At 40.5% G+C, this 12,500-nt stretch carries 12 protein-coding genes; 10 read left to right on the top strand and 2 right to left on the bottom strand.

The features are described from left to right. Window positions 1–13: 13 nt before the first annotated feature. On the bottom strand, window positions 14–616 hold the full coding sequence (locus MLE17_RS15205) for a hypothetical protein (protein ID WP_243349569.1): 603 nt from the start codon (window positions 614–616) through the stop codon (window positions 14–16). Between the two features lie 118 nt (window positions 617–734). Continuing rightward, window positions 735–1,439, bottom strand: a complete 705-nt coding sequence (locus MLE17_RS15200; protein ID WP_243349568.1) for a DNA alkylation repair protein — start codon at window positions 1,437–1,439, stop codon at window positions 735–737. A 207-nt stretch (window positions 1,440–1,646) separates the two neighbouring features. Between MLE17_RS15200 and MLE17_RS15195 the strand changes: the two genes are divergently transcribed. The 10 genes from MLE17_RS15195 (at window position 1,647) to MLE17_RS15150 (ending at window position 12,484) form a co-directional block, all read left to right on the top strand. After that, window positions 1,647–2,768: a porin gene (locus tag MLE17_RS15195; protein ID WP_243349567.1), complete on the top strand. Its 1,122-nt coding sequence runs from the start codon at window positions 1,647–1,649 to the stop codon at window positions 2,766–2,768. Window positions 2,769–2,925: 157 nt separating this feature from the next. Further along, window positions 2,926–4,161: a nucleoside recognition domain-containing protein gene (locus tag MLE17_RS15190; RefSeq protein WP_243349566.1), complete on the top strand. Its 1,236-nt coding sequence runs from the start codon at window positions 2,926–2,928 to the stop codon at window positions 4,159–4,161. 265 nt (window positions 4,162–4,426) lie between these two features. Continuing rightward, window positions 4,427–4,987: a DUF1599 domain-containing protein gene (locus tag MLE17_RS15185; RefSeq protein WP_243349565.1), complete on the top strand. Its 561-nt coding sequence runs from the start codon at window positions 4,427–4,429 to the stop codon at window positions 4,985–4,987. Beyond that, entirely contained in the window at window positions 4,971–6,335 is a 1,365-nt protein-coding gene (locus MLE17_RS15180) for a BT_3928 family protein (RefSeq protein ID WP_243349564.1), read from the top strand. Before MLE17_RS15185 ends, MLE17_RS15180 begins: the two co-directional genes overlap by 17 nt. A gap of 25 nt (window positions 6,336–6,360) precedes the next feature. Further along, on the top strand, window positions 6,361–7,116 hold the full coding sequence (gene tpiA / locus MLE17_RS15175) for a triose-phosphate isomerase (RefSeq protein ID WP_243349563.1): 756 nt from the start codon (window positions 6,361–6,363) through the stop codon (window positions 7,114–7,116). A 107-nt stretch (window positions 7,117–7,223) separates the two neighbouring features. Beyond that, window positions 7,224–7,700: an SPOR domain-containing protein gene (locus MLE17_RS15170; RefSeq protein WP_243349562.1), complete on the top strand. Its 477-nt coding sequence runs from the start codon at window positions 7,224–7,226 to the stop codon at window positions 7,698–7,700. A 51-nt stretch (window positions 7,701–7,751) separates the two neighbouring features. Further along, window positions 7,752–8,345 carry a GTP cyclohydrolase I FolE gene (gene folE / locus MLE17_RS15165; RefSeq protein WP_243349561.1) on the top strand — a complete coding sequence of 198 codons (594 nt, stop codon included), beginning with the start codon at window positions 7,752–7,754 and terminating at the stop codon, window positions 8,343–8,345. Window positions 8,346–8,563: 218 nt separating this feature from the next. Further along, window positions 8,564–9,736 carry a helix-turn-helix domain-containing protein gene (locus tag MLE17_RS15160; RefSeq protein ID WP_243349560.1) on the top strand — a complete coding sequence of 391 codons (1,173 nt, stop codon included), beginning with the start codon at window positions 8,564–8,566 and terminating at the stop codon, window positions 9,734–9,736. After that, window positions 9,733–10,881, top strand: a complete 1,149-nt coding sequence (locus MLE17_RS15155) for a helix-turn-helix domain-containing protein (RefSeq protein WP_243349559.1) — start codon at window positions 9,733–9,735, stop codon at window positions 10,879–10,881. The genes MLE17_RS15160 and MLE17_RS15155 overlap by 4 nt, the downstream gene beginning before the upstream one ends. Window positions 10,882–11,416: 535 nt before the next feature. Continuing rightward, window positions 11,417–12,484 carry a DUF6588 family protein gene (locus MLE17_RS15150; RefSeq protein ID WP_243349558.1) on the top strand — a complete coding sequence of 356 codons (1,068 nt, stop codon included), beginning with the start codon at window positions 11,417–11,419 and terminating at the stop codon, window positions 12,482–12,484. The last annotated feature ends 16 nt before the right edge of the window (window positions 12,485–12,500 follow it).

Genomic DNA, 12,500 nt, shown 5'->3' with positions numbered 1-12,500 from the left:
AGTTTCCTTTTATTTACGATTTTCCGGATTTCATGGCCTTGAGTTGCTTTTCTTTCAGTTTCAGCTCTTTTTGTTTGGCTTTGGCCGTTTTTATGTCATTATTAACGCGTTGCATCTTGTGATTGTTAACCTCGACTTTCTGTTTCAGGATGTTGCTTTCAGACTTTTTCTTTTCAATCAGTTCATTGTTCTGGCCCTCCCTTTCCTTCACTTTCAGTAATTCTTGCTCAACCGAAAGTTTCTGTTCATAGAGAGATGGTTCGTTTGATTCATTCAGAATATTGCTCTTTTCCTTGTTTTTCAGGAGTTTGCGGGTGTCTTTGACTCTTTTCTGATCGCCTTTTATCACTGCGTTTTTTGACTTCAGTAATTTGAGGTCATTTTTGGCTTGTTTCTGATCCAGTTTAATTCTTTTTAGTTCACTGATTAAGCTTTCCTGTTCGTTCTTCAGGTCGCGGATCTGCTTTTCATTAACAGATTTCTCTTCTTGTAGTTTAATCAATGCCTGTTCCGGTGATTCTATCGGAGAAGGTGCGTCCTGAGCGCGTGTTTCAAGGCTAAAGAAGCCAAGTAGCAGGCTTAACATCAGGTAGTGGTAAGATTGCTTCGTTTTCATGGGTTTAGGAGTTGTAAGCTTTTCACCGTTTGAAAAAGCATGGTTGTATGATAATAACGAAATCGGGCAATCCTTTGTTTTGAAACCGAATTCAATAATAGTCTGGAACAGTAGGCTCTTACTTTCTCTTCAGGAAATACTGTCGTTCCTCTTCCGGAAACTTCTCGATAGCGTAACGCAGCATTGCACGTGGCATCTGCGTGGAATATTGCATCAGGAAATCCACCAATACCGATTTATTGCGTTTGCCAACTTCACGAAGCATCCAGCCGATGGCCTTGTGCATGAGGTCATGCTTGTGATTGAGGAGCTTCTCGGCCAGAAGCAGGTTGTCGGCAAAATCATCGTTACGGATAAAGGTAAATGTGGTGAGTACAGCGATGCGCTGTTCCCACATCGAATCACTTTCGGCCAGGCGATAAATCAATGTGCGGTCTTTGTCCAGCAGATATTCGCCCAGTATATAACAAGCCGACGAATCGACCAGGTCCCAGTTATTGATATAGGCGATATTCCTCAGATACAAATCGACAATCTCTTTCCGACCAGTTTCGTCTTTTGTTTTCTTGAAGCGGTTGACCAAAATAATCAGGGCAGTTAACCGGCATTCATGATAAGATTCGTGGAGCAGGATTTCTATTTCTGGCAAAGGCAGTTCTTTATAATTCTTTGCGATGACTCGCTGCTGTGGAACGGTGATTCCCAGAAAGAGATCGCCTTCACCGTATTCACCTTCACCTGTCTTGAAAAATCCCTGAAGCAACAGTGCTTTTTCAGGGTTGGCAACGGATTGCAGTTCTTTTTTTACGTCTGATGTTTTCATTGGTTTAATAGCTTTGCTGCGAAAGTACTAAACTCTTTCGGATAGTCCGGCGTTTAAGGGTTGTTTTTCTGATATTGAAAAAATAGCTACCTTTGCGCCTCGTTTTTGGAGAGTTATGCAGATATTACATCTGAAATACTTGCAAAAAGAAAGGCCGGTGGAATCTTTTCAAACACGAATTCTAAACATTAAAACCCAAATTCAAGTATGAGGAAAATCGTTTACGCATTTTTACTTCTGATTATTTCTGTTTTTGCCGCCAATGCGCAGCAAACATCGGAGAATGTATTGAAGCTTCTCGCTAAAAAGAATGTAATCACTGCCAAAGAGGCTGACTCTTTGATTGCTGTTGAAAAGAAAGCAACTCCGGCAAAATCACTTTACCTGTTGGATAAGGTAAAAGTATTTGGTTACGCACATATCGGCTATTCTTACTCAGATACCTTACCTCAAAGACAAAGCTATGGTGTAAAGCGTATCATTTCCTTTATTGAAGGTAAACTGACTGATAACATCACTTTCCAGATTCAGTCAAACCTTGGACCGACTCCTGCATTGGTGGAATACTGGATGGAATATGCACCAAAAACATTCCTGAAACTGAAAGTGGGTCAGATGAAACTTCCCTTCTCTATTGAAAATGCCATTTCTCAATCCGTTTTGGAGAATGTAACCAATTCTCAGGCGATTAATAACCTGGTTGGTGGTTCTACGGACGTTTTGGGTGCTGGGAATATGGCAGGACGTGATTGCGGTATTCAGATTGGGGGTAGTTTCCTTTCCTATCAGAAAAGAAATCTGGTTGATTATCAATTGGGTATTTTCAACGGAAACGGTGTAAATAATATGGACAACAACCGTCACAAAGACTTTGTAGGTACTTTGATGTTTAACCCATTGTCATACCTTAAAGTTGGTGGTTCATTGTATGCAGGTAAAGCGAACTACAAAAACGTTGCTGAGCTGGGTGATGCCAAAGCTGTTGACCACCTGCGCAATCGTTGGAGCTTAGGTGGTGAGATTACGACTAAATACGTTTACGGACGTGCTGAGTATGTACACGGAACAGACGCTCACATCAACCGTGAAGGTTATTATGCTTTGCTCAACGGACATGTTTGCCCTAAAATAGATGTGATTGCTGAGTATGATTTCTACAACAAAAACGTGGATGTAAACGGTAAGAAATTTACCAACTACCAAATCGGTATGCAATGGAACTTCTACAAAAGAAGCCGTTTCCAGTTACACTACGTATATAAAGACAACAACGCAGTGGGTGTGAGATCTGAAAATGCCGTTCTCGGACAGCTTCAGGTCGGATTCTGATCCTAAGCTCATAATATCATCAAAAGCCGCATGACCTGCGGCTTTTTTTGTTTTCTGGACTATGATTCAGGGAAATAGTATAAACAAAGTTTCTATCTTTGCCTTTCGTTTGTTAATAAACCATTTTCCAGAATAGTAACTACACAAGATACAGTCTATGGCATTGAATTATATCTTCATCGCGTTTATCCTGATTGCCTTTGTGGTGGCACTGATTAAAGCCCTTGTATGGGGTGACCTGAATGCCTTTTACGAAGTGATGCTCTCCACGTTTGATACATCGAAGACAGCGTTTGAGGTTTCGCTTGGATTGACCGGTGCCTTGTCGCTTTGGATGGGATTGATGAAGATTGGCGAACATGGCGGTCTTATTAAGTTCTTCTCAAAACTGATCAGCCCACTTTTTGTTCGTCTTTTCCCGGACATCCCGAAAGAACATCCAGCCATCGGATCCATATTTATGAATGTTTCAGCAAACCTTTTAGGTTTGGGAAATGCGGCAACTCCACTTGGGTTGAAAGCAATGAAAGAGATGCAGGAGCTGAATAAGGATAAAGAGACTGCATCCAATCCAATGATCATGTTTCTGGTACTGAATACTTCGGGGCTGACACTGGTACCGGTCAGTATCATGGTACTTCGTGCACAGATGGGTGCAGCGAACGCTTCGGATGTCTTTCTGCCTATTCTTTTGGCTACTTTTTTCTCTACCATTATCGGTATTCTGTCGGTAGCTATCTTGCAGCGCATTAATATTCTGGATAAAGTTATTCTCGCCTATCTGGGCGGACTGACGGCTATTGTGGCTACCATTATCTGGTTCTTTTCCCATTTGCCACAGGAGAAAATTTCCCTTTACTCCAATTTCGGAGCGAGCTTTGCCCTGTTGAGTATCATTGTGGGTTTTCTGGTGGCGGGTATGCGCAAGAAGGTCAACGTCTATAACTCCTTTATTGAAGGCGCTAAAGAGGGTTTCCAGACTGCGGTGATGATTATCCCGTATCTGGTGGCTATTCTGGTGGCTGTGGGTATGTTTCGTGCATCAGGCGCAATGGGAATGATGATTACTGCCATCAAAATGGGATTTGATACCATCGGGGTAAATTCCCAGTTTGTAGATGCACTTCCTACGGCACTGATGAAACCGTTGAGCGGAAGTGGCGCCCGCGGGATGATGGTCGATGCCATCAAGACGTTTGGCCCCGACAGCATCATTGGCCGTATGGTTTCAGTGATTCAGGGTGCGGCTGATACGACCTTCTATATTCTGGCGGTCTATTTCGGTAGTGTAGGGGTGAAGAATACCCGTTATGCCGTAGGTGTAGGCCTGCTGACTGACCTGGCAGGTATTGTGGCGGCTATCTTGTTGACTTATCTGTTTTTTGGGCATTGATGAGGTGCCTTATATGGCAACGGGGTGTTGCTCGTTAAGGCGAAGCACTGTTGCCTTAGAAGGCGAAGGTGTGTTGCCTTATAAGGCGAAAGGCTTTCGTCTGATATGGTGAGACCTATTGTCTTCGATTATTGTAATTCCGCATAACAGATCTAATTAAGTCAAAAAGCTTCCTTATTGCCCAGCTTTTGGCTCTTTATTTCCTATATGCCTGAAATTTATTACCTTTGCGACGTTTTTTAGGGTCTTAAATACTCCTCATAATATGAAAGATACCGTACAGCAATTTGAGCACGTCATCGTGATATGCCGTTCCCTTTTTGAGAAAAAACTCAAAGACTACGGTCCCGCATGGCGAATCATGCGTCCGCAATCCATTACCGATCAGATATATATCAAGGCAAACCGTATCCGCAGCATCGAGATCAAAGGTGTTTCGCAGATCGACGAAGGCATTCGTTCGGAGTTTATCGGCATTGTCAATTACGGAATTATCGGCATTATCCAGCTGGCTTTGGGCTTTGCCGACAGTTGTGACATTACTGAACAGGAAGCGTTGGGCTTGTATGACAACTACATGACTCAGACCAAAGAGTTAATGTACAAAAAGAACCACGACTACGACGAAGCGTGGCGTAGCATGCGTATCAGTTCCTATACCGACCTCATCCTGATGAAAATCCACCGTACCAAGCAAATCGAAGACAATTGCGGCCAGACGCTGGTATCGGAAGGTATCGACGCGAACTACATGGATATGGTCAACTACTCACTTTTCGGATTAATCAAACTTGAATTCGGCGAAGAAGATGGAACGGCTAACTAAGATATTATTGCTTGTCAGCCGCCTCATCATCGGAGCGACTTTCATATTCTCGGGATTTGTCAAGATGATAGACCCCGTGGGAACTTCAATCAAATTCCAGGATTACTTTGAGGCCATGCACCTTGGTTTTCTGGTGCCCAATGCATTGGTATTTGCTATTTTGCTGGCCTGTGTGGAGTTTCTTCTTGGGGTAAATGTTCTACTTGCGTTAAGCCCCCGCCATACTTCCTGGTATGTGCTGATATTCATGTCATTTATGACACTGCTCACGCTTTATCTGGCGTTGGGGAATCCGGTAAGCGATTGCGGCTGTTTTGGTGACGCGGTGAAGCTGACAAACTGGCAGACCTTCGGTAAGAATATCGTCCTGATGGCTTTTACGCTTTTCTATTTCTACTACCGGCAGAATATCCCCTATCTCTATCACGAACATTTCCACTGGTTGCCTTCGTTGATTACTTTTGTATTTGGTGTAGCGGTGGTTTTGCACTGTTATTTCCATTTGCCTATCATAGATTTCCTTCCCTATAAATTAGGAACCAACATACAGAAAGGAATGGAAATTCCGGCTGGAGCAGCAGCTGATGTTTATGAGACTACGTTCATTTACCAGAAAGGCGGGGAGAAGAAAGAGTTTACCCTACAAAACTATCCGGCTAACGATACTACCTGGCATTTTGTGGAACAAAAGTCTGTATTGAAGACAAAAGGCTATGAGCCGCCGATTCATGATTTCTCACTCCTTGATAAAACTACCGGTGAAGATATTACTGATGTGGTTTTGCAAGATACTTCATTTACTTTTCTGTTGATTTCTCCGAAGCTTGAGAAAGCAGTCGATGCGCATATTGACCAAATCAATAACATCTACGACTATTCTCAGGATAAAGGATACAAATTCTACTGCATGACCTCTTCGGTTAATTCGGAGATAGAAAACTGGATCAATGCAACCGGAGCGGAATATCCATTCACCCTTACTGATGAAACAGCACTGAAGACCATTATCCGGGCTAATCCGGGCATGGTACTGCTGAAAAATGGAACAGTAGTTGGAAAATGGAATTCAGGAGATATTCCGGATGAAAAAGCGATGTCGGAATATATCACGAAAGTCAATAACGGAACTGTCCTGAAAGAAACCGACCCGAATGTATCGATCATCTGGAAGGCCTTTATCGGTTACGGGTTGATACTGGCATTGCTGCTGGCATTTGAAAAAACAGTGATGGCTATGATTGATGCCGTTAAGCGTTTCTTTAGCTTCAAAAACAAGGCAAAAAAGAAAGAGGAAGTTGTGCATGATCCGCACGAGAATCCCGCAGACTATAAAGAATTAGATTCATAACATAAACACTAACATTTAATTTATTATGAGAAAAAAAATCGTTGCAGGAAACTGGAAGATGAACAAAACGCTTCAGGAAGGCGTAGAGTTGGCAAAAGAATTGAACGCTGCTTTGGCTGGTAAAACTATCAACTGTGATGTAGTTGTAGGTGTACCTGCTACTCACATCGCAAGCGTTGTTGCTTCTGTTGATTCAGTAGTAGGCGTTGCTGCTCAAAACTGTGCAGACAAAGCTTCTGGTGCTTACACCGGCGAAATTTCTGCTGCTATGGTAGCTTCTACCGGCGCTAAATATGTTATCCTGGGTCACTCTGAGCGTCGTGCTTACTATGGCGAAACTTCAGAAATCCTGAAAGAAAAAACTTTGTTGGCTTTGGCTAACGGTTTGACTCCTATCTTCTGTATCGGTGAGGTTTTGGAAGAAAGAGAAGCTGGCAAACAAAACGAAGTGGTAAAAGCTCAAATCGAAGAGTCTTTGTTCAACCTTTCTGCTGAAGATTTCGGTAAAATCGTTTTGGCATACGAACCAGTTTGGGCTATCGGTACAGGTAAAACTGCTACTGCTGAGCAAGCTCAGGAAATCCATGCTTACATCCGTTCAGTAGTTGCTGCTAAATACGGTGCTGAAGTGGCTGACAACACTACAATCCTTTACGGTGGTAGCTGTAACGCTTCTAACGCGAAAGAATTGTTCGCTAACCCAGATGTTGACGGTGGTTTGATTGGAGGCGCTTCATTGGCGGTTGCTAACTTCCTGCCTATCATCGAAGCCTGGAATTAATAACTAGGATTATATATCTGAAACACGGTGTCCATACGTTGGCACCGTGTTTTCCTTTTTTTAAACAAAGCGTAGCAAGGTTGTGTTGTTTACATAAACTTATTTCAATGAGAAAGATTGTTTTTCTGCTTTTCATCGTGATGCAAGTGAGTGCGTTTGCCTTGAAAATGCAAAATGACTCTGTTCCAACCATCATCCAATCGCTGGAAGAGGATGAGATTGGAAAGGGAAAAGTGAAAATTTATCAGGATAGCCGGATATTGAATCTGATCGGTAAAAAGAAGACCGGTACGATTGCCAGAACCTCTTTTACGGTAGGAAAAGGCTTCAGGGTGCAGATTTATTCGGGAAACAATCAAAACGTCTCCAAACGCGAAGCATTTCAGCGGGAGGCAACCATCAAACGGGATTTCTCAGATATCGAAACCTATATCACATTCAAATCACCGTTCTGGCGTTTACGCGTAGGAAATTTCCGTTCTTACGAAGAGGCGTATGAAACCATGCGCAAGATTAAAGAGGCTTATCCTCATTTTGGCAAAGAGACTTACATAGTAAAAGACGATATCAAGATCTATCATTAATCTTGTCGGACTTTTTATCCTCATATTTCATCAAAACAAATAACCATCGAAATGGACATTCCTCAAAACAGATATCCGGTTGACGAAAAGAAGACCGAAGAATTAGCAAAATGTTACAGCCGCATTATTGAACTTTTAGGTGAAGATGTCGAACGTGAAGGCCTTCTCAAAACTCCAAGCCGCGTGGCCAAAGCCATGCAGTTTCTGACTCAGGGATACCATATCGATCCACAGAGCGTGATTAAAAGTGCCATGTTCCGTGAAGATTACCGTCAGATGGTGATTGTCAAGGATATTGATTTCTATTCGATGTGTGAGCACCATATGTTGCCATTCTTTGGTAAGGCTCATGTTGCTTACATACCTAACCATTATATCACGGGGTTAAGCAAAGTGGCGCGCGTTGTCGATATCTTTTCACGTCGCCTGCAAATCCAGGAGCGTCTGACCACCCAGATTAAGAACTGCATTCAGGATACGTTGAATCCGCTTGGTGTGATGGTTGTTATTGAAGCCCAGCACATGTGTATGCAGATGCGTGGCGTAGAAAAGCAACACTCAATTACTACAACCTCAGATTTTACAGGAATATTTAATCAGGCAAAAACAAGAGAAGAATTCATCTCCTTAATCAAAAATAAGTAACTGATCGATTTCAGAGCATTTGCTACTTGATTTCCAAGGGCTAATAAACGGGCATGATTGTATAAAGCAGTCATGCCCGTGCCGTTTAATTCCACCATTCTTATCAATAATATAACTCCTGACTGAAAATTAGAAAAGGTTTAAGCTGTATTGTCTTGGAAAAATTATACATTTGTGTTAACTGAAGAGACATACCTGAAAAAGTAGGTAATAAATTCATGACCCTTGCGCTTTTTGTAAATATTCTGGCGGTACTAAACCTATTCCTTGTAGCTTTTATTCTATTTGTGAAGTCAGGTAAATTCTTACCCAACCGTCTTTTATCGCTGATATTAATAATACCGGTGATGTATTATCTGCGCAATATTTTTGAAGTTTCCGGTTATTTTCATATCGAGCGATTCCTACTCTATCCCGCACAGGCTTTGGTTACCATTTATGCTCCATTTATTTATGCGTATGTAAGGATAGCAACAGGAGACTGGAGGTGGCGGCACCGTTTTTTATTTCCCATTTCGGTATTATTGATCATTTTCGATATTCTATTAAGTGTTCATTTTGTCTTCTTTATGAAACCGAATGAACAGATTGCCTGTATTCAAGGGATTGATAACGGCTGGAAGTCTTATGTTTATATTATATCTTCTGCATCTGTAGCAGTATTGCAGTTCTTCTATTTATTGGATGCTTTTTTGAAGAGCAAACAGATTGTATCAAACTGCAAACATGCTACTGATCAGGAAAGGCGCCGTTTGTTCTTTGTTTACCATTTTACACTATTGTTGTTTGGCCTTTTTCTCATTCAGCTTCCACTTTATCTTATTTTCAATCATAATATAGTTAATGGGCTGTATGTGCCATTCAAAGGGGTATTGATTTTTTGCTTTGTATTTTACAAGATGTTTCAGGAACCGGATATTTTTGTTCCAATAGAAGATAAACTACCTGAAACTATTCCGAATTGCATTGTTAAGGACAAAAAGGCATCTGATCTGTTAAATCCTCAAGTTGGGGTCTCCCCTGAAGTATTAGATGCTGTCTACGTTGAACTACAGCGAATTATGATAGATGAGAAGCTTTTTCTTGATCCCGATATCTCATTAAGCAGTCTCGCGGATAGATTGAAAGTTTGTACCCATAAATTATCCTTGTCGATTAATGCAAGATCTGGAAAAAACTTTTTCAATTACGTAAATAGCTTTAGAATAGAAGAAGCTAAACGCCTTCTGGCAGAGTCTGATAAGAAGTCTTTTAGCATCGAGGATATTGCTTTTATGTCTGGATTTAATAGCAGGGCCGCTTTTTATGGTGCATTTAAGAGGCAATTAAACCAGACTCCAACAGAATATATTACTCAACTCAGTAAAAATACAGAAACTGATAAAATATGAATATCGTTCTATTAATCAATGAATTCACGATCGTTAACCTGACCATCCTGGGGATAATCCTTATACTGAAGCGTCCTTTGGGTATTCAGAATATGGTGTTGTCACTACTCGTTTTTATACCAGCAGTGGCAATTTTGTTTAATACCCTGCTTTACTACGACCTTGTGGGAAAGTTCCCTATAGCCCTGATTCTTACTTTTAGCCTGAATATGCTTTGGTCACCGGCTTTTTATCTTTATGTTTTGTTGATGACCGGAGTAATGTATAAGCCTCAGCAGAAAGATGCTATTCATCTTATACCGTTAATGATCAGCCTAATGGTGATTACACCTATGCTTTTCCTCCCGAAAGATGAATTCTTGTTTGTAATTGAGAACTCGAAGAGAATATTGCCATGGCAGTTTAATCTGGTAAATCTTATGCTTGCCCTGCAATGTGTGGTATATGTAACTCTTTCGTATATAAAACTGAAGAAATACAATCTTGAGGTGAAGAATCTTTTTTCGGATATACAGAAAATTTCTGTCTTTTGGTTACAGGGACTGATTACAATTGCCCTCGTTCTGTTTGTGACAATATTTCCTCCTATTATTTATTTTCAAAAGCTGGATTATTTCCTCTTTTTTCTACCGATAGGATTGAATTGCATTTATCTTTTTCTTGTATTTAAAACCCTGTCTTCCCCCATTTTATTTACTCCAAAAGTTCGGGAAGTCTTAAGTCTCAAAAATGAGATTGACGATAAATTGAAAAATAACGGAAGAAGTTTGAGTACAAAAGCGCCGGATCCTCAGTTATCCAACATAGCGGAAAGATTGCTATGTTTCTTCGAAGTGCATAAGCCATATCTTAATCCTGAACTAAATATTAAACTACTTTCCGAACAAACCGGAATTTTGATTCACCCCATGAGTGCTGCGCTAAATCAACAAATCGGTATGAATTTCTATGATTTTGTCAATTCATACAGGATTAAATATGCGATTGATTTAATGAACGAACAGAACGTTGAGAAATACAAGATTGATTTCCTTATTCAGGAATCCGGATTTAAATCACGCTCTGTATTTTATTCTGCATTTAAAAAAGAAACCGGTTGTACCCCTTCAGAATTCAGACAGGTTAATCTAAATAAGAACGTATAGGGTGTTCTATTTTTGTCCGAATTGATAAAGTTGGACACGGGTGGTATTTATAAATTGAAAGATTACACTTGTTTTTCTTAACAGTCTTTTTGTGTCTATTTTGTTGATATATAGTGATATATATTGATGTTTAATCGGCTGATTTTGCTATTGTATACTTTTGGGTAGGTTGGATTCGTGGTTTTGTTAATGAGGTCTGGCACTTTTTCTGATTACTCTAATCAGAATTGCGTTTGTCTAAATCATAAACACAATCTTGTCCGAATAAAAGAAGCTGGACAGAATTCAGTAGAATTACAACTTACTTTGCACTAAAGAAATAAATAGCACACTCAATGTTATAAATCACAAGGTCTTTTCTTAATAATATGTTGATCAATTTGAGAAGGGTTTAATTGATCTTCAGACTATAATTAAAAGGGTTAACGGAAGTCGTTGTTCGTGAGAATAGCGACTTCTTTTTTTTCATACTAATATATCTTATCTTTACAACGTGAACTAGTTTTTCAATTTATAATCTTATAATGATGCTATTATGAAAACCAGATTGTTCCTCTTGTTACTTTTCCCCTCATTATTGTTCTTTTCTCTGCGTGTTAATGCCCAGGATGATATTACGAATATATTTAAAGCCGGAGGTGATGTTTCGAAGCTGTTGGATGGTTATATGGCGCCGGCCGGAACTGCTTTTGCCACCGGCTTAGGTTCTAACTGGTATAATACTGCAGCTACTCATAAAACATTGGGATTTGACCTTACTGCGAGTGTGGGTATTATACAGACGCCTTCATCTGCACAGACTTTTTCTTTTTCAAATCTTGAATATCTGACTCCAACTAGTGGAACGATGCCAACGTTTGTAGGTAAAGAGAAAAATGGCCAAACATTTAGATCAACTCAAACCATTAATGGTAGGCCTGTTGTAACATTAAACACACCGGGCGGAGTATCTAATATTCTACCGGCAGTAAACCTTCAATTTACTATTGGGTTGCCCAAGGGCAACGATGTTTCTTTCCGATATACTCCTGAGTTGAATTATAATGGATTTAGCGGAAAGCTTTGGGGGGCAGGACTGAAGCATGATGTAAAACAATGGATTCCCGGAGTAAAACTTCTGCCATTTGATGCGTCAGTGATGGTCGGATATACCAAGTTAGACCTGAATTACAAATTTCCGGAATCTGCCGTCATAACTCCAGAGAAACTGGTTGATGACCCTGCATATCTGGCTGATGGGGTAAGAGATGATTTGGGGTATAGCAGGCAGGGTTTTGGAATTTCCGCAAGTGCCTTAATGGCCAATCTTATAATTTCAAAGAAGTTAATGTTTTTCACCCCTTACATAGGTATGGGTATTACCAAGACGGACTATAAGATTTCCCTGAATGGAGTTTATCCAATTTACAAAGGACTTAATTCTTCAAACAAAGTAGAATGGGAGAACCGGGATAATCCATTTAATCTGACTAAACAGGAAACGATGCCCGGATTGACAGCCGGTTTCCGGTTGAAAATGTTGGCTGTGTTAGCTATTAATGCGCAATATACCTTGCAAAAGTATTCTGTCGCTAGTGTTGGTATTGGAATAAACTTCAGATAAAGAAGGATTGAGTATA

It is taken from the genome of Parabacteroides sp. FAFU027 (assembly GCF_022808675.1).
In the GTDB taxonomy this organism is placed as follows: Bacteria; Bacteroidota; Bacteroidia; order Bacteroidales; family UBA7332; genus CAXXIC01.
This window is presented reverse-complemented; position numbering and strand designations above follow the sequence as displayed.